The sequence below is a fragment of the Enterobacter sp. RHBSTW-00318 genome (assembly GCF_014101375.1).
Taxonomy (GTDB): Bacteria; Pseudomonadota; Gammaproteobacteria; order Enterobacterales; family Enterobacteriaceae; genus Enterobacter; species Enterobacter ludwigii.
This window is the reverse complement of record NZ_JABXQH010000001.1, coordinates 850,361-867,367: the sequence shown is the minus strand read 5'-3', so window position 1 is coordinate 867,367 and position 17,007 is coordinate 850,361. Positions and strand designations below refer to the sequence as shown.

Annotated in this window: 17 protein-coding genes; 2 read left to right on the top strand and 15 right to left on the bottom strand. The window is 51.8% G+C overall.

Going from position 1 to position 17,007, the window contains the following annotated elements; genetic code table 11:
* Nucleotides 1–191 precede the first annotated feature (191 nt).
* The gene (locus HV157_RS04270) at nt 192–1,421 is read left to right on the top strand and encodes an HDOD domain-containing protein (protein ID WP_182268461.1); all 1,230 of its coding nucleotides are present in this window, start codon (nt 192–194) and stop codon (nt 1,419–1,421) included.
* Between the two features lie 47 nt (nt 1,422–1,468).
* Here the strand turns inward: HV157_RS04270 and potD are convergent, their stop codons facing one another.
* The 4 genes from potD to potA are packed head-to-tail and all read right to left on the bottom strand — an operon-like array spanning nt 1,469 to nt 5,280.
* Complete coding sequence (potD, locus tag HV157_RS04265; RefSeq protein WP_014169602.1) at nt 1,469–2,503, bottom strand: spermidine/putrescine ABC transporter substrate-binding protein PotD; 1,035 nt, start codon at nt 2,501–2,503, stop codon at nt 1,469–1,471.
* The gene (gene potC, locus HV157_RS04260; RefSeq protein ID WP_182268462.1) at nt 2,500–3,291 is read right to left on the bottom strand and encodes a spermidine/putrescine ABC transporter permease PotC; all 792 of its coding nucleotides are present in this window, start codon (nt 3,289–3,291) and stop codon (nt 2,500–2,502) included. Before potC ends, potD begins: the two co-directional genes overlap by 4 nt.
* Complete coding sequence (potB, locus tag HV157_RS04255) at nt 3,288–4,145, bottom strand: spermidine/putrescine ABC transporter permease PotB (protein ID WP_020884651.1); 858 nt, start codon at nt 4,143–4,145, stop codon at nt 3,288–3,290. Before potB ends, potC begins: the two co-directional genes overlap by 4 nt.
* Nucleotides 4,129–5,280, bottom strand: coding sequence for a spermidine/putrescine ABC transporter ATP-binding protein PotA (gene potA, locus HV157_RS04250; protein WP_182268660.1), 1,152 nt, complete (start codon nt 5,278–5,280; stop codon nt 4,129–4,131). Before potA ends, potB begins: the two co-directional genes overlap by 17 nt.
* Nucleotides 5,281–5,513: 233 nt before the next feature.
* Here potA and pepT point away from each other — a divergent pair, with 233 nt between their 5' ends.
* Nucleotides 5,514–6,737, top strand: a complete 1,224-nt coding sequence (pepT, locus tag HV157_RS04245; protein WP_047357245.1) for a peptidase T — start codon at nt 5,514–5,516, stop codon at nt 6,735–6,737.
* A gap of 58 nt (nt 6,738–6,795) precedes the next feature.
* On the opposite strand, the gene HV157_RS04240 is transcribed toward pepT, so the two are convergent.
* The 11 genes from HV157_RS04240 to rluE form a co-directional block, all read right to left on the bottom strand.
* Nucleotides 6,796–7,917 carry a cupin domain-containing protein gene (locus HV157_RS04240; protein ID WP_032677894.1) on the bottom strand — a complete coding sequence of 374 codons (1,122 nt, stop codon included), beginning with the start codon at nt 7,915–7,917 and terminating at the stop codon, nt 6,796–6,798.
* 91 nt (nt 7,918–8,008) lie between these two features.
* Nucleotides 8,009–9,472, bottom strand: coding sequence for a two-component system sensor histidine kinase PhoQ (gene phoQ / locus HV157_RS04235; protein WP_182268463.1), 1,464 nt, complete (start codon nt 9,470–9,472; stop codon nt 8,009–8,011).
* A complete protein-coding gene (gene phoP / locus HV157_RS04230) occupies nt 9,473–10,144 on the bottom strand; it encodes a two-component system response regulator PhoP (RefSeq protein ID WP_182268661.1) in 672 nt (223 codons plus the stop codon). It abuts the gene before it with no gap.
* Between the two features lie 1,069 nt (nt 10,145–11,213).
* Nucleotides 11,214–11,570, bottom strand: a complete 357-nt coding sequence (locus tag HV157_RS04225) for a hypothetical protein (RefSeq protein ID WP_182268464.1) — start codon at nt 11,568–11,570, stop codon at nt 11,214–11,216.
* A 23-nt stretch (nt 11,571–11,593) separates the two neighbouring features.
* Complete coding sequence (locus HV157_RS04220) at nt 11,594–11,968, bottom strand: glycosyltransferase family 25 protein (protein WP_182268465.1); 375 nt, start codon at nt 11,966–11,968, stop codon at nt 11,594–11,596.
* A 28-nt stretch (nt 11,969–11,996) separates the two neighbouring features.
* Nucleotides 11,997–12,260 carry an XRE family transcriptional regulator gene (locus tag HV157_RS04215; protein WP_182268466.1) on the bottom strand — a complete coding sequence of 88 codons (264 nt, stop codon included), beginning with the start codon at nt 12,258–12,260 and terminating at the stop codon, nt 11,997–11,999.
* A 331-nt stretch (nt 12,261–12,591) separates the two neighbouring features.
* Nucleotides 12,592–13,962, bottom strand: a complete 1,371-nt coding sequence (gene purB, locus HV157_RS04210; RefSeq protein ID WP_182268467.1) for an adenylosuccinate lyase — start codon at nt 13,960–13,962, stop codon at nt 12,592–12,594.
* A 19-nt stretch (nt 13,963–13,981) separates the two neighbouring features.
* Nucleotides 13,982–14,611, bottom strand: coding sequence for a high frequency lysogenization protein HflD (gene hflD / locus HV157_RS04205; protein WP_014169611.1), 630 nt, complete (start codon nt 14,609–14,611; stop codon nt 13,982–13,984).
* A 27-nt stretch (nt 14,612–14,638) separates the two neighbouring features.
* Entirely contained in the window at nt 14,639–15,751 is a 1,113-nt protein-coding gene (gene mnmA / locus HV157_RS04200; RefSeq protein ID WP_182268468.1) for a tRNA 2-thiouridine(34) synthase MnmA, read from the bottom strand.
* A 40-nt stretch (nt 15,752–15,791) separates the two neighbouring features.
* Complete coding sequence (locus tag HV157_RS04195; protein WP_182268469.1) at nt 15,792–16,265, bottom strand: NUDIX hydrolase; 474 nt, start codon at nt 16,263–16,265, stop codon at nt 15,792–15,794.
* 9 nt (nt 16,266–16,274) lie between these two features.
* A complete protein-coding gene (gene rluE / locus HV157_RS04190) occupies nt 16,275–16,928 on the bottom strand; it encodes a 23S rRNA pseudouridine(2457) synthase RluE (protein WP_020884455.1) in 654 nt (217 codons plus the stop codon).
* Nucleotides 16,929–17,007 lie beyond the last annotated feature (79 nt).

Genomic DNA, 17,007 nt, shown 5'->3' with positions numbered 1-17,007 from the left:
TATCGGATATTTCGCCATGTTTCTGTAGAGCACCGGGTATATTTAATTTAAATTTTTGATCGCTAATTCCCGTTAATTAGTGTGGATGCTTTTATTTTGTGCATTCAATCAAATTAGTGTTCGATAATGCTCGTTATCGTTGTGCAGATAGGGGATGCTAATAAATATAAAGACGTTCAGGAGGATGGGATATGTATGGATTTATCGCGAGACAACCCATTTTTAACCTCGATAAGAATACCGTGGCCTATGAGCTGCTTTTCAGGGACGGAATGACCAACCGTTTCCCCGATGTGTCGGCGGAATATGCCACGTCCAGAATGATATCAGACCAGTTCTTATCCGTGCCGTCCCAGCGCATCGCCGGGGAACATACGTCGTTTATCAATTTTCCTTCCCGGATGATCATCGACCGCAGCGCTGAGGCGCTGGACAAAAACAACGTGGTCATTGAGATCCTGGAAGATGCTGACCCGGGTGAGGCGCTTTTGCAGGCCGTGAGAGAAATGTATGAGCACGGGTACTGCTTTGCGCTCGATGATTTCACTCTCGCACCGGAATGGGATGTTTTCTTGCCCTATATTTCCATCATCAAATTCGATGTCCAGAATTACACCTTAGCGCAAATTCAAAATTACCTGAGTGAGCGTAAAAGCCTGACCGGGCATATTAAATATCTGGCTGAAAAAATTGAGACTAAAGAGGAATTCAAACAATACAGCGATGCCGGATTTTCTCTTTTTCAGGGATATTTTTTCTGTCGTCCGGAGGTGATTAAATATAAACGGCTATCGCAAAATCAGCTTGCAATTTTCCGTCTGCAAATGGAAGTAGGACGCAATAAACCTGACTTTCGGATAATCGAGTCGTTAATCAAAAGCGACCTCACGCTGTCCTATAAAATCATGCGCTATATGAAGCACACCGCTTTTAAACACATGGGGGCCTGTAATTTCAGCAAGTTAACCCTGAGTGAAGTGCTGAGGTACCTTGGAGAAAATCAGCTCAGAAGGTTTGTGGCCGTTGTAGTGCTGGCAAGTGCAGCCAACGACACCGTCACCGAGCTTTACCCGATGAGTATGATGCGCGGGAAATTCTGTGAACTGATTGCCGAGAAACTGAATGAGCCGATGCTGGCTGAGAATGCGTTCATGTGCGGTCTGTTCTCACTGCTTGATACCCTGCTTGAGCTGCCGATGGCAGAGTTGATGACGCAAATTGCTGTCCCGCAGAGCGTGAGTAATGCGTTGTGCCATCAGGAAGGGCAGTTAGCGGATATGGTTCGCCTCTGCCATTACTACGAGCAGCAGCAGTGGGATGAGGCAAGCAGAATAAGTCACGCGCTGGGGCTGGCAGAGGAAGACATCGTAGAGGCGATGAGGAAGGCCACGATCTGGGCCGGGGAGAACGCCGTCAGTTAATCGTTCCTCACTCCGCTAAGACGGAGTGAGGAAGAAAGCCTGGCCGCTTACCGGCCCGCTTTTAATTTCTGGTAATACTCTTCATAGATGCGGCTTGCGTCACCGACATCGTTTTGCCACTCGCCTTTACTGATGGTTTGCGCATCCGGATAGAGCGATTTGTCGTTCGCGACGGCCGGGCTGAGCAGCTTGCGCGCAGCGAGGTTCGGTGTGGGATAACCAATGGTCTCCGCAACCTGTTTCGCGACGTCCGGGCGCAGCAGGAAGTTAATCAGCTTCAGGGCACCGTCAACGTTCTTCGCGTTTGCAGGAATAGAGAGGCTATCCATCCAGAAGATCCCGCCTTCTTTCGGCCACACTACCTCCAGCGGCGTACCGGCCTGACGGGCAACATACGCGGAGCCGTTCCACACCATACCCAGATTCACTTCGCCTTCCATATACGGGTTTGCCGGGTTATCAGAGTTAAATGCCGCCACGTTAGGCATCAGCTTTTTCAGCTCGTTATAGGCCGCTTCAATCTCTTTCGGGTCCGTCGTATTGCCTGAGTAGCCGAGCTTACGCAGCGCTACCTGGAACACTTCGCGCGCGTCGTCGGTTAACAGCAGGCTGCCTTTGTATTCCGGTTTCCACAGATCGGCCCAGCTTGTAACGGTTTTCGGATCGATAGCCTCGCTGTTGACCCCAATGGCGGTTGCGCCCCAGATGTAAGGAATGGAGTAGTCGTTATTCGGGTCAAACGGCTTATTGAGCATCTCCGGATCGAGATTGTTGAAGTGAGTGAGCTTCGTTTTATCGATCTTCTGAATCATGCCCTCTTTGCGCATTTTATCGACGAAATAGGTCGACGGGACGACCAGATCGTACGCGCCTTCTTTATAAGTTTTGAGCTTGGCGTACATGGTTTCATTCGACTCATAGGTAGAATAGATAACCTTGATGCCCGTCTCTTTCGTGAACTGCTCCAGCAGGCCAGGTGGCACATACTCGGTCCAGTTATAGAAATAGAGCGTTTTGCTGTCATCAGCGTGCGCGGCACCCATTCCGAGCACCAGTGCCGCAGCGGCAAGCATTTTTTTCATTTCATTGTCCCCTGAGATTTTGTTTTATCACGAGCAATAACCTGGCTGGCAATCATCAGCACCAGCGAGAACACTAACAGTATGGTCGCCAGCGCGTTCACCTCGGGCGAGACGCCGACTTTCACCATTGAATAGATCTTCAATGGCAGAATTTCATAACTCGGGCCGGTGACGAAGGAGGAGACCACCACATCGTCCATCGACAGGGTAAAACTCAGCAGCCATCCGGCAGCAACGGCGGGCATCGCCAGCGGCAGGATGATTTTGCGCAGGATCGTCATCTCACTGGCACCCAGATCTTTTGCGGCTTCCAGCATGCGCACGTCAAACCCTTTCAGGCGTGCGAAGACGGTGACCACCACAAACGGCAGGCAGAAAGTGATGTGGGAGAACAGCAGTGACCAGAAGCCCAACTGGACGCCCAGCAGCATAAACAACACCAGTAGCGAAATCGCCATGACGATATCCGGCGACATCATCACCACAAACAGCATCCCGCTGACGAACGGTTTACCCCGGAAGCGATAGCGGTAGAGCGCCACGGCGGTAAGCGAACCAATCAGCGTGGCGAAGGTGGCGGAGAAAATCGCCATCGTCAGGGAGTGCTGAGCAGCCTGCAGCAGGCTGTCGTTGTTCATCAGCAGGCTGTACCAGTTGGTAGTGAAACCTTGCCAGTTGATGCCGAAACGCGCGCTGTTAAACGAGTTCACGATCAAAATAATGATCGGAATATAAAGATACGCATAGATGGCGGTCATAAAACCGCCGCGAAGCAGTCGACCGATCATTCGAGTTCCACCTTTTTATTCAGTAATCGTGAAGCACGCCAGTAGATCAGCAGCATCAGGCCCATCACCACTGTGAGCGTAATGCTGGTGGCGGAACCGAACGGCCAGTCGCGAATGTTCAGGAACTGGCTCTTAATCACGTTGCCGATAAGCAGGTTTTTCGCGCCGCCCATCAGGTCGGACACGTAGAACAAGCCCATTGCCGGCAGCATTACCAGCAGACAACCTGCAATGATGCCAGGCATGGTCAACGGAATGATAATCCGGATAAAGGTCTGCAGTTTGCTGGCGCCCAGGTCTCTCGCAGCTTCCAGCAGCGGTTTATCCAGCTTCTCAATGCTGGAGTAGAGCGGCATCACCATAAAGGGCAGCAGGATGTAGACCAGACCCACAATGACCGCACCCGGCGTAAACATGATGCGCACTGGCGTATCAATCACGCCCAGCCACAACAGGAACTCGTTCAGATAGCCTTTGGTGCTGAGGAAAATTTTCAGCCCGTAGATGCGGATCAGGGAGTTGGTCCAGAAAGGCACGATCAGCAAAAAGAGCAGCAGTGGACGCACTTTTTGCGGCAGACGCGCCAGAAACCATGCAAAGGGATAGCCCAGCACCAGGCAGGCAACGGTGGCGATCAGCGCCATATTAAGCGAGTGCAACAGCACGTCAAAATAGAGCGGATCGAGCAGACGCGAGTAGTTGTCCAGCGTAAAGACCAGCTTTACGAAGTCAGTATCGTCGCGGGTCAGGAAGCTGGTGGCGATGATCATCAGGTTGGGTAAGAAGACAAACAACACAAGCCAACCGACGATAGTAGCAATCACCACATTCTGGAATTTACTTGTGTTCTTCATCAGCCAGTACAACCTCCCAGCTTTCTACCCAGTTGATAACCATTTTCTGGTCGAGGGAGTGGTCGAAATCAGGGTCGTCCTCATTAAAGAACTCGCTGACCATCACCATCTTACCGTTTTCCAGTTCGACGACAGACTCCAGCGTCATCCCTTTATAGTTGCGCTCCCGGATATAGCCAATCAGGCCCTCGGCATCAGTATTGCCGTGGATCTCTTCAACGCGCAGATCCTCCGGGCGCAGCAGGACGTTGAGCTTTTGCCCTTTTTCGACGGCGAAATTCACGGTGATATTGCACTCGCGGCCTTCTACGTTGGCCCGCACGCGCTGTTCGTCCAGGCGATCAATCACCGTGGCGTTGAAAATGTTGATCTCCCCAATGAAGCTGGCCACGAACAGGTTTTTCGGCTCTTCATAGATTTCACGTGGCGTGCCGTCCTGCTCGATTTTGCCGTCACGCATCACCACGATACGGTCCGACATGGTGAGTGCTTCTTCCTGATCGTGGGTAACGAAGACAAAGGTAATGCCGAGCTTGCGCTGCAGGGCTTTAAGCTCGTTCTGCATCTGCTTGCGCAATTTGTAGTCCAGTGCGGAAAGTGACTCATCCAGCAGGAGCAGACGCGGTTTATTGACCACAGCGCGGGCGATAGCAACGCGCTGCTGCTGGCCGCCGGAAAGCTGGTGTGGCTTACGCTGGGCAAATTCTTCCAGTTGCACCATGCGCAGCGCGTCGGTAACGCGAGCAGGGATCTCGCTGGCCGGCGTTTTTTGCATCCGCAGGCCAAATGCGACGTTCTCGAACACGGTCATGTGCGGAAACAGGGCATAGCTCTGAAAGACGGTATTCACGTGCCGCTCTTCGGCGGGAACCTGGGTGATATCCTGGTTTTCAAGGTGGATGTGACCGCTATCGACGTTTTCCAGTCCGGCGATAAGGCGCAGTACGGTTGTCTTGCCGCAGCCAGAGGGGCCAAGCAGCGTGAGGAACTCACCGTCATTGATGGTCAGGTTGAGCCCGGAAATAACATCTTTACCATCAAAACTTTTACGAATTCGTTCCAGTTGCACCAGCGGTGAACGTGAACGGGATTGTGTATTCAATTTTTGCGCTGTCCCATATAGACGCTCCGGGATGCAGACCGAAGCGGGGTTTGTGTGTAACCACCTTGGTGACTCGTAATGAGGGCGGACATTCTACGGCAAACCACTGTAATCGCCAATCCTTGTCACTGATTCATAAGCTACATTTACTAACGGATACGATATAAACGGAAAATATTCTCGTTTGCGGGATAAAAGTGACCTGACGCAATATTTGCCTTTTGATGCTTATTGATAATGTTGTCACAAAAAGTGAGGGTGACTGCATGGATAAATTACTTGAGCGTTTTTTACAGTACGTTTCGCTGGATACCCAATCTAAACCGGGTGTCCGCCAGGTGCCAAGCACCGAAGGCCAGTGGAAGTTATTAAACCTGCTCAAAGAGCAGCTCGACGCCATGGGGCTGGTTAACGTCACGTTAAGCGAGAAAGGCACTGTGATGGGAACGCTGCCTGCGAATGTCTCCGGTGATATCCCGGCGATTGGCTTTATCTCCCATGTCGACACCTCTCCGGATTTTAGCGGTAAACATGTGAACCCGCAGATTGTTGAAAACTACCGCGGCGGCGACATTGCGCTGGGGATTGGTGACGAAGTGCTGTCGCCGGTGATGTTCCCGGTGCTGCACCAGCTGCTTGGTCAGACGCTCATCACCACCGACGGCAAAACGCTGCTGGGTGCCGATGACAAAGCGGGGATTGCCGAGATCATGACGGCGCTGGCGGTGCTGAAAGAGAAAAATATCCCGCACGGGGATATCCGTGTCGCCTTTACGCCGGATGAAGAGGTCGGCAAGGGGGCAAAACACTTCGACGTAGAGGCCTTTAACGCGAAGTGGGCCTATACCGTCGACGGTGGCGGCGTAGGGGAACTGGAGTTCGAGAATTTCAACGCCGCGTCCGTGACAATCAAAATCGTCGGAAACAACGTTCATCCTGGCTCCGCCAAAGGGGTCATGGTGAATGCGTTGTCGCTGGCGTCGCGTATTCATGCGGAAGTTCCGCCAGAAGAGAGCCCGGAACAGACCGACGGTTATGAAGGTTTTTATCACCTGACCAGCATTAAAGGCACCGTAGACAGTGCGCAGATGCACTACATCATTCGCGACTTTGACCGTAAAGCATTTGAAGCGCGTAAACGTAAGATGATGGAGATAGCCAAAAAGGTCGGTAAGGGCCTGCATCCGGATTGCTATATCGAGCTGATTATTGAAGACAGCTACTACAATATGCGCGAGAAAGTGATGGCGCATCCGCATATCCTCGATATCGCGCAGCAGGCAATGCGTGACTGTGATATTGAACCGCTGTTAAAACCGATTCGTGGTGGCACAGACGGTTCGCAGCTGTCGTTCATGGGGCTGCCTTGCCCGAATCTGTTTACCGGTGGCTACAACTATCACGGCAAGCACGAGTTCGTGACGCTGGAAGGAATGGAAAAAGCGGTGAAGGTGATTGTGCGAATTGCGGAGCTGACCGCGGCGCGGTAATGACAAAAAAAAGGCCGGGTCAGGCGAAGCCGCCACCCGGCACGCTTTTCTTTACGGTTTAGTCCTCAAAGAACCAGTACCCGCTGTTCACCAGCGCGGCGAGCATCGCGAGGAAAGAGGGATCTTCCAGCGCATCGCCAAAGGTATCGGCCGTTAAGGTCAGGTGGCTGGCAATAGCCTCCAGCGCCGGACGGTGAGGGGAGTCCAGCTTCTCGCCGTTAACGAAAACATCTTCACCGATGCGCAGTACGCGCAACCCGCCCAGACGAACCAGTTTGTCGCCCTGTTGCAGTGCGTCATAAATCTCGTCGGCCTGGTATGGCGGCTCTGGCGGTGCCACATCCAGCTCATGGCGTGACTGGCTGATAAACTCACCAAACCACTGGCTGAAATGCGCCGGTTCATTGATCAAATCCAGCATCATGCCGCGAAGCTTGTCCAGTTCGGCTGGCACAATATCAGCCGGGTGCTCGCGCGCAGGCACATCCGGATCGCTGTAACGATGGCTGCCCAGTTCACGCTGCAGCACGTAGTCAGCAAAGCCGCTGATCATTTCGCGACCGCTTGGTGCGCGGAATCCGACGGAGTAGTTCAGCGAGTTTTCCAGCGAATACCCTTCGTGCGGGAACCCTGGTGGGATATAGAGAATATCACCCGGCTCCAGCTCTTCATCGATAATCCCTTCAAACGGATCGACCTGAAGCAGGTCCGGATGCGGGCAGTGCTGTTTCATCGGCACTTTGTCGCCCACGCGCCAGCGGCGGCGGCCTGTTCCCTGAATGATGAACACGTCGTACTGGTCCAGATGCGGACCAACGCCCCCTCCTGGCACGGAGAAGGAGATCATCAGATCGTCCATTCGCCAGTCGGGCAGGGCGCGGAACGGACGCATTAACGCCGCAGTCGGTTCATGCCAGTGGTTAACCGCCTGAACCAGTAATGACCAGTTGTTTTCACCGAGGTGATCGTAGCTTTCGAAAGGACCGTGGCTGACCTGCCATTTCCCGTCCTGGTGGCTTACCAGGCGGCTGTCGACTTCGCTCTCCATGGCCAGGCCGGCCAGTTCGTCAGGGGAGAGGGGATCGACAAAATTGCTGAACCCGCGTTTAAGAACGACCGGGCGTTTCTGCCAGTAACGTTCAATAAATTCGGGCCAGTTAAGTGTTAAGTGATAATCCATATTTTTTTATTCCGCAGGCTCTTACTGACTCGGATTATAACGGAAGCACAGGAGCCTGGGTGCGAGATCCTCGCATTTTTCACATAACGGGTTAACTATCGTTCGATGTGGGCTGCTGGCGACCGAAAATGACCTCCATTCTGGCGCCTCCGAGTAAACTGTCTTCGGTTTCAATTTTTCCGTCGTACTGGTCGACGATTTCGCGTGCCACCGCTAACCCAACCCCCTGGCCGGGGCGCAACGTATCCGCACGCTGACCGCGGTCGAATACCACATCACGTTTATTGCGCGGGATCCCCGGGCCATCATCCTCAACGATAATATGCAATTCGTTATCCGTCTGACGCGCGGAAACTTCCACGAATTCCAGGCAATATTTACAGGCGTTATCAAGCAGATTGCCCATCACTTCCATGAAATCATTTTTTTCACCAACAAAGCTGATTTCGGGAGAGATATCGAGGCTGATATTGACCCCTTTGCGCTGGTAAACCTTGTTAAGCGCGGAGGTGAGGTTATCCAGAAGCGGTGCCACAGTATGCAGTTCGCGACTCAATAACGCGCTGCCGGAACGCATGCTGGCACGGTGCAGATAGTAACCAATTTGCTGAGAAATACGGCTGATCTGTTCCAGCATCACCGGCTCGGCGTCATCAACGCTCAGCTTTGAGCTGCGCATCGAACGCAGGGTACTTTGCATCACCGCCAGCGGCGTTTTCAGGCTATGCGTGAGGTCAGTGAGGGTGGTGCGGTATTTATCATAGCGCTCACGTTCGCTTTTCAGCAGACGGTTGAGGTTACGCACCAGGCTTGTCAGCTCGCGGGTAGTGTCCGGGTTGAGCTTCTCACGATGATGTTCTTCCAGCTCGCGCACCTCTCTCGCCAGCGATTCGATGGGACGTAAACTCCACCACGCGGCGAGCCACAGCAGCGGGATTACCAGCAGCAGATTCGCGGCCAGAACATAGACGAACCAGTTCCATACCATATAAGAACGTTTAAGTTCGACCGGGATGGTATCGACCACCACGATGGTTAACTGCGGCATGTTCATCGTGGCCGGGTAGAGGTTAATCGCCACGGAGTGCGTCATTTCTGTTTCGGCATCGTCTGCGCGGATCTCATTCAGCTTTTGCTGCAGGGAGCGGTCCTCGCGCAGCAGCGAGCTGGTGGTGTTCAGATCGGCTTCAAGTTCGTGGAAACCATTGGTCTTAAGCCATTCCGGACGAATACTTTTAACCAGCCATGGGATATCGCGTTGTGCCCAAAGTAGTTTTCCCTTTTCGTTATAAATCAGGGCCAGCGTCGGGCTTTGCTGGTTAAGGTTTTCCGGCATTTCGACGGTGATCGTGTTGTTTTCCCATTTCGCCAGGGTATAAAACAGGTTGCTTTCACCACGCAACAGTCGAAAAGTTGTTTTATCAAAACTGACGCTGTAGCCCACCAGAGCCACCATGCCGTAGGAGAGGGATAACACCAGCACGACGGCGGCCGTTGCCAGTAAAAAGCGAACCCGCAGCGAGAGGGGCAGAATATGACGCAAGATCCCTTTCATTTAGCGTATTTCGAACAGATAACCCTGACCACGGACGGTCGTGATCACGTCCTGCGGGTACTCCGCCTGAATTTTCTTGCGCAGACGTCCCATCAACACATCAATCGTGTGGCTCTCACGCAGCTCGGCATCCGGATAAAGCTGAAGCATTAAGGAGTCTTTGCTCACCACTTTGCCGCTGTTGCGGATTAACGTTTCCATGATGGTGTATTCAAACGCGGTCAGCTTAATGACTTCATTATTGATCGAGAATTCACGACGGGAGAGATCAACCTGGAAAGGGGGAATCGAAATCAGCTGGGAGGCCAGGCCGCTGTTGCGGCGTAGCAGTGCCTGCATGCGTGCCGCCACTTCTTCGATGTGAAACGGCTTGGTGACGTAATCATCCGCGCCCGCGCTGAGCACTTCAACCTTGTCCTGCCAGCCTTCACGTGCGGTCAACACCAGAACCGGAAGGGAGACATCATGGCTGCGCCAGCGACGAATCAACGACAAACCGTCTTCATCAGGCAATCCGAGATCGACGATGGCGATGTCCGGCAGGTGCTCATTGAGATAATAATCGGCTTCTTTTGCATCTTCGGCATCGTCCACCTGATGTCCCATCTCCTGAAGCTGAACCTTCAGGTGATGGCGTAGCAATGCGTTATCCTCAACAACCAGTACGCGCATCATCTTTTCTCCCTATATGAATGGTATGAATAGTTTAACGCTGATTATGGAGTTTGAAACCAGCGTCATGAAATTAAATGACTTTTTTCATGCTCCCGTACTGTTTGGGGCGTCCTGGGGGCATCGCTGTCGGCATCTGATTGTTCAGCATGTTGACCTGATCCTGGCGCATATCTCCTATCAAACTGGAATAAACCTCGTCGCCAATCCCAAGAAATCGAATTTTTTGAAAAATAGATCTCATTTGCTCGTGATTTTTTCTCTGGTGGAAAACGAAACGTAGATTTTGCGGCTCGGTTTTTCCAGATCAACATCATCCCATGCCAGGCTCAAATCTTGCCAGGCCTCATTCCCGAGTGTAGGAGTACTACGATGATCAACGCCAATTTTCGGGGAGGGCTGCAATCAGTGCCAGGTTCTCATGAAGTAAAAGTGGATCGGGATCTGCCTTAGATAGCCTAAGCCACGATACACCCTCATAAGGAGCGTATAATATAAACCGACTTCGATTTGCATGCTGCAGCATTTCCTATAAAACAGCTATTTGTTTATTAATTGTTGAAGGCGTATGGTCCTTTTTGACCCTGTCAGGGACTGAAGAGTTTAAGACCTGCCGGTCGGCAGTTCTTTGCTGCACTTCAGCATATCTCCATGATCAATAACTGAACGAACTGGATTTCACTTGCGATGACAATGCCAGGATTTCCAGCTTTTTTGATATAACTGCTATTTGCAATCCAGTCAGGGAGAATCTCGTGCCAGCAAATACCGCGATAAGTGAAACGCGATCCCGATTTTCCGTTATGAAATTTTACGAAAACTATATGTATTCAGTACGGGTATAATGGTGTGAATTACACAGAAGCAGAAAGAAGAGTCACCATGTATTTCGCTGCGGTTTAGCAAACACACTCTTTACAGAATGCGACTCAGTAGTCTTTGGCAATAGATTAAAAAAACTGAATGTTTTATGGAATGGCAAAATTCCGGAGGGGTTCTCAATTGTATCGATATTAGAGAACCCTCCTATATTGAACGGCCAGTCAAGCCTCCTTATGAATTTACTGTTTTAACCTTTGCCTTGATTTATGACCTTATTGAAAAGTGGAAGAATCGCTCTTCTGTATTTGTGTTTGATTTTCGTTTTAAATGTTCTACGTGACATAAGAAGATTCCATAATTCCTTTTTTCTTAAATGGATGGTTTGTGAATCTTCCGGAATGTTGATGGTAGAATTTTGGGCTTCTTCAGAGAGATGAACTGGATGAGGCACTACCGAATATACTTCAACCAATGACATATCTTCGAATAGTCCCCATTTATCAGCCACAATCCAAACAGGATTAAGCCCTTTGAGTAAAGAGCACGCAGCCTTGTTGTTGATAATATAACTGTGCGTGGTAGTGGCATGTAAGGTCTTATGCAAAGAATAGTCGGTGGAAATATTTTTTATTTTTTTTGGAAAAACTTATTTGTACGGCTTAGTAAAATGACAGAAGGACGAACCTCTGGGACAGTAATGTGTTCCAAAACGTTTTTAAAATCATCATTTAAAACAACGTCATCCTCAAGAATAAGGGCTTCGCCGATCTTCTCATCAATCATTTTTTTATAAATTTTTTGATGACTTAATGCGCAGCCGATCTCACCAGGAAGGAATGCATAATTAACGTTGGCAGTAACTCCCTTCCTTTCTTCTTCAGACATGAGTCTGCCATCTACTGCTTCGATAAACTCAGCTGAAAGACCTAAGGCATTCAGTTGCGCTTCCATTTTTTTACGACGTTCAACTGATTTTTTTAGATTTACGATAAAAATTTTCATTGTAGTTCCATGTTAAATAGCGAATCCCTCAGGAGATGCTTGCCCCTATCTCACGCATTTTTTCGAGTACTTTCTTCAACTCTTTATCATTCAATGCTAACTGTGCGGCCACGAAAAAGAGCATATGCATTCCCATAATTCTGGGCGTTTCGCCACCAGTATATTTCCTCCAGTGATTGCTGCCGGCAAGACCAGCTAAATTTGCCATTTGGAGGCCTGTGAGACCAAGTTCTTCTTTAAGGTGCGCAAGGTCTTCTGTTGTAGGTGGTGTGTAATTATCGATCAGCGACATAATGCACCGGTAAGAGCCCCGCGAGGCTTATTTGTTAAAAGAATTTAATATACACAGATATAATGACTACTCTGGCATCAAAAGATATAGCATTCATTGTTCTCACTTACGGGATGATGCGCACAAGCGATTCGGGGCCATAAGGATGAAGATTAGCCCCTTTAGGGCTTGTTGTCAATATGGATAACTCTATGGTGAGGCGGGTGAGCCCTCTATTGCTATTTCTGTGTTCTCTTTTCCACGGTCACGCTGATTATGTTGTTGTGGGGATAAACATTAAGTAAACCGGGGAAAAGCAGCCCCCTTTCCAGGCGGAAAGGGGGAAGGGAGGTTACTTCAGCTCGTCAACCATGGTGATGGCACGGCCGATATAGTTTGCCGGGGTCATCGCTTTCAGGCGGGTTTTCTCGTCTTCTGGCAGTTCCAGACTGTCGATAAACTGTTTCATGCCTTCGGCGTCTACGCGTTTGCCGCGCGTCAGCTCTTTCAGTTTCTCGTACGGTTTTTCAATGCCATAACGACGCATGATGGTCTGAATGGGCTCTGCCAGCACTTCCCAGTTGTGATCCAGCTCGTCCAGCAGACGGTCGCGGTTCACTTCCAGTTTGCTTACACCTTTCAGGGTGGACTGATACGCGATCAGCGCGTAGCCAATACCCACGCCCAGGTTACGCAGCACGGTGGAGTCAGTCAGGTCGCGCTGCCAGCGGGACACCGGCAGTTTGCTCGCCATGTGCTGCAGCACCGCATTCGCCAGACCCAGGTTGCCTTCGGAGTTTTCGAAGTCGATTGGGTTGACTTTGTGCGGCATGGTTGAGGAGCCAATTTCACCGGCGATGGTCTTCTGTTTGAAGTGGTTCAGCGCGATGTAACCCCACACGTCACGATCGAAATCGATCAGAATGGTGTTGAAGCGAGCGATGCAGTCAAACAGTTCCGCGATATAGTCGTGCGGCTCAATCTGGGTGGTGTACGGGTTCCACTGAATGCCCAGAGAGGTCACGAACGCTTCGCTGAACTGATGCCAGTCCACTTCCGGGTAGGCAGCGATGTGGGCGTTGTAGTTACCTACCGCACCGTTGATTTTACCCAGAATCTCGACCTGCTCCAGCTGACGATACTGACGTTCCATACGGTACGCCACGTTTGCCATCTCTTTACCCATCGTGGAGGGAGTGGCCGGCTGACCGTGGGTACGGGACAGCAGCGGAATATCACGATATTCGACAGACAGTGCTTTTACCGCGTCGATGATTTTACGCCAGTAAGGCAGCACCACGTCTTTGCGCGCGGTGGAGAGCATCAGCGCATGAGACAGGTTGTTAATGTCTTCTGAGGTGCAGGCGAAGTGAATGAATTCAGACACGGCATACAGCGCAGGCACGCTTGCCACTTTCTCTTTCAGGAAATACTCAACCGCTTTTACGTCATGGTTGGTGGTGCGCTCAATAGTTTTAATGCGCGCAGCATCTTCTTCGTTGAAGTCAGCAACGATTTTATCGAGGTAATCGTTTGCCTGGGCGTCAAAAGCAGGAACTTCCTTGATTGCTGCCTGGGCGGCCAGCTTTTGCAGCCAGCGTACTTCAACCTGAACACGGAACTTCAGCAAACCATATTCGCTGAAGATCCCGCGCAGCGCGCTGACTTTATCGCCGTAGCGTCCATCTACAGGGGATACGGCGGTCAGTGAGGATAATTCCATAATTCGCAACTCCGGGAGGTTAACAATGAGCAAGAATTTGTTTTGCCTGAGTCGTCAGGCGATTACGAGAAAACATTAACTGCAGGCGGCCACCGCCAACCTGATGCCACAGCACGGCGGCACGAATACCCGCCAGCAGGGAGGCGCGGACTTTTGCCTGAACCTGCGGGCTTTGCAGCACGGCAGGAGAGCCGGTGACCTGAATACGTGGGCCCAGCGGGCTGATGACGTCAACATAAATGCCGGCCATAGCACTGAGCAGCGTTTCGGACTGCAGATCAAAATGGTCGAGCTGGCGCTGCAGCCCGGCAATGCGGTCACCGAGCGTATCAAGCGCGCCTTTAGCCGCGCTGAGCTTACGCTCCAGCACCATCAGGCTTAACGTGTAGCGGGTCAGCTCCGCGTTCAACCCCTGACGGCTACTGGCGTTAAGCACGCCAAGCAAAGTTTCAAGACCGAGACGAAGATTGGTTTCACTCCCACCGAAGACACCCAGAGTCGAACCGGGGTTGAGGTCGATAACGCTGTTGAGTGAAACGTGCAGCGCGTCAGCATCGCAATGACCCTGATGCGCCAGCTGTTGCACCAGACGGGCAGACTGGCAAATTCCAGCCAGTGCCAGGGTGATGTCATAATAGTTCTTCGCCACACGTTCTCCTTTATGTGTGCAATCGTGTTAAACGGCCGGCAGCGGCAGGCGCTGTTCAATGATCCCGCCGCCCAGACAGGTTTCGCCGCTGTAGAATACGGCGGACTGGCCTGGGGTGACCGCTGCAACCGGTTCGTCGAAACGCACATCAATGCGTTCATCATCCAGCGCGGTGACGGTACAAGGGATATCGGTCTGGCGATAGCGTGTTTTTACCGTGCAGCGCAGCGTACCCTTCAGCGGCTCACGATCGACCCAATGCAGCTGTTGTGCGATGAGGCCGACGGACATCAGACGCGGATGGTCGTGGCCCTGAGCAACAACCAGAATATTGTTTTCGACATCTTTATCTACGACGTACCACGGATCTTCGCTGCCTTCTTTGGTGCCGCCAATACCCAGCCCTTTACGCTGGCCCAGCGTGTGGTACATCAGCCCCTGATGTTGACCAATCTCATCACCGTCGACGGTAACGATTTTGCCCGGCTGTGCCGGCAGGTAACGACCAAGGAAATCGCGGAATTTACGCTCGCCGATAAAACAGATACCGGTAGAGTCTTTTTTCTTCGCGGTGATCAGATCCAACTCTTCGGCGATTTTACGCACCTGCGGCTTTTCAAGCTCGCCTACCGGGAACAGGCTTTGCGCAATCTGTTCGTGGCTGAGTGTATAAAGGAAGTAGCTTTGATCTTTGTTGCCATCCAGACCGCGCAGCAGCTGGCTTTTGCCATTCACATCGGCACGACGCACGTAGTGCCCGGTCGCAATATAGTCTGCGCCCAGATCTTCTGCGGCGAATTCCAGGAAGGCTTTAAATTTGATCTCTTTGTTGCACAGAATGTCCGGGTTCGGGGTACGACCGGCTTTGTACTCTTCCAGGAAAAGCTCGAAGACGTTGTCCCAGTATTCTGCGGCAAAGTTAACGGTGTGCAGTTCAATGCCCAGCTTATCGCACACCGCCTGCGCATCGGCGAGATCCGCAGCAGCAGTGCAATATTCCTCGCCATCATCTTCCTCCCAGTTCTTCATGAACAGGCCCTCCACCTTATAGCCCTGTTGTTGCAACAGGTAGGCGGAAACGGAGGAATCGACACCGCCGGACATGCCGACGATCACTTTTTTCTGGCTGTTATCTGACATGGAATACTCACGACATTGAACTTCAAGGCGGCGTATTCTATCACGCCCCCCCACCATTGGCACCCTCTGTAAACGGCCAGTTAAATTCTCCAATCACCTCAAGCGGCAGGCGACCAGCAGACTGCCAGCAGAGGATACTCTCGGCAACCAGCGGCGAGCGCAGGTTTGGCGCGTTCAGGATCTCTTCGGCAGTGACCCACAGGCAGCGATCGATATCATCGTCCTGCGGCTCTGTGGCGCACGTTTCGCTAAGCTCGACGGCAAATAAAAAGCGCAGGAACGGGGTGTGATCAGGGGCAATCCACTGGTGCATACGGATGAAGTGCTGCGGCTCCGCGTGGATACCGGTCTCTTCCCACAGTTCGCGTTTAGCGGCCTGCAGTAAGGTTTCATTGGCTTCTAGGTGCCCGGCAGGCTGGTTCCACAGCGCCTTGCCGTTAATACTCTCTTCTACGACCAGAAACTTACCCTGCGCGTGAACCACGCAGGCGACCGTGACATGCGGTTTAAACATAGTGACTCCTTAAGGGGTAACGTCCCGCCATTCACCGTTTGCCAGTGAATCCAGGGTGAAGTTGCCCATGGCGTAGCGAATAAGTCGCAGGGTAGGGAAGCCCACGTGTGCGGTCATCCGGCGAACCTGGCGATTACGGCCTTCATAAAGGGTGATCTTGAGCCAGCTCGTCGGGATGGATTTGCGCTCGCGGATAGGCGGCGTGCGTGGCCACAGCCATTCCGGCTCGCTGACGAGCTCAATACCTGCAGGCAAGGTAGGACCATCGTTTAACGTCACGCCGCGGCGTAATGTCGCCAGCGTCTCATCATCCGGTTCACCTTCAACCTGGACGAAGTAAATCTTTCCCGTGCGTTTGCCCGGCTGAGTGAGCCTGGCCTGTAAGGCACCATCGTTGGTTAAGACCAGAAGTCCTTCGCTATCCCGGTCCAGACGGCCAGCGGCGTAGACGCCCTGAACAGGAATGTAATCCTTCAGCGTGCTGCGTCCGGCTTCGTCAGTAAACTGCGGCAAAACATCGTAGGGTTTATTGAACAAAATCACCCGCTTTGGCTGGGATTCTTGTGGTCTTCTGGCGGCTTGTCGTGAGCTGAATCGCTCAACCCGGTGTTTTGTAAAAGAAGTTTTCTTCATGGTATTTTCAGACGTTATCAATTGCCGCATTATAGCCTATTAACGAAGACCTTTCATGGCGTCGGACAATCAGGTACTATCGAAGGGCTCATTACAATTTATTAACATA

Coding starts and splice junctions, on each gene's coding strand:
- HV157_RS04270 (WP_182268461.1), top strand. CDS start 192: ATGTATGGATTTATCGCGAGACAACCCATTTTTAACCTCGATAAGAAT.
- potD (WP_014169602.1), bottom strand. CDS start 2,503: ATGAAAAAAATGCTTGCCGCTGCGGCACTGGTGCTCGGAATGGGTGCC.
- potC (WP_182268462.1), bottom strand. CDS start 3,291: ATGATCGGTCGACTGCTTCGCGGCGGTTTTATGACCGCCATCTATGCG.
- potB (WP_020884651.1), bottom strand. CDS start 4,145: ATGAAGAACACAAGTAAATTCCAGAATGTGGTGATTGCTACTATCGTC.
- pepT (WP_047357245.1), top strand. CDS start 5,514: ATGGATAAATTACTTGAGCGTTTTTTACAGTACGTTTCGCTGGATACC.
- HV157_RS04240 (WP_032677894.1), bottom strand. CDS start 7,917: ATGGATTATCACTTAACACTTAACTGGCCCGAATTTATTGAACGTTAC.
- phoQ (WP_182268463.1), bottom strand. CDS start 9,472: ATGAAAGGGATCTTGCGTCATATTCTGCCCCTCTCGCTGCGGGTTCGC.
- phoP (WP_182268661.1), bottom strand. CDS start 10,144: ATGCGCGTACTGGTTGTTGAGGATAACGCATTGCTACGCCATCACCTG.
- HV157_RS04220 (WP_182268465.1), bottom strand. CDS start 11,968: ATGAAAATTTTTATCGTAAATCTAAAAAAATCAGTTGAACGTCGTAAA.
- HV157_RS04215 (WP_182268466.1), bottom strand. CDS start 12,260: ATGTCGCTGATCGATAATTACACACCACCTACAACAGAAGACCTTGCG.
- purB (WP_182268467.1), bottom strand. CDS start 13,962: ATGGAATTATCCTCACTGACCGCCGTATCCCCTGTAGATGGACGCTAC.
- mnmA (WP_182268468.1), bottom strand. CDS start 15,751: ATGTCAGATAACAGCCAGAAAAAAGTGATCGTCGGCATGTCCGGCGGT.
- HV157_RS04195 (WP_182268469.1), bottom strand. CDS start 16,265: ATGTTTAAACCGCATGTCACGGTCGCCTGCGTGGTTCACGCGCAGGGT.
- rluE (WP_020884455.1), bottom strand. CDS start 16,928: ATGCGGCAATTGATAACGTCTGAAAATACCATGAAGAAAACTTCTTTT.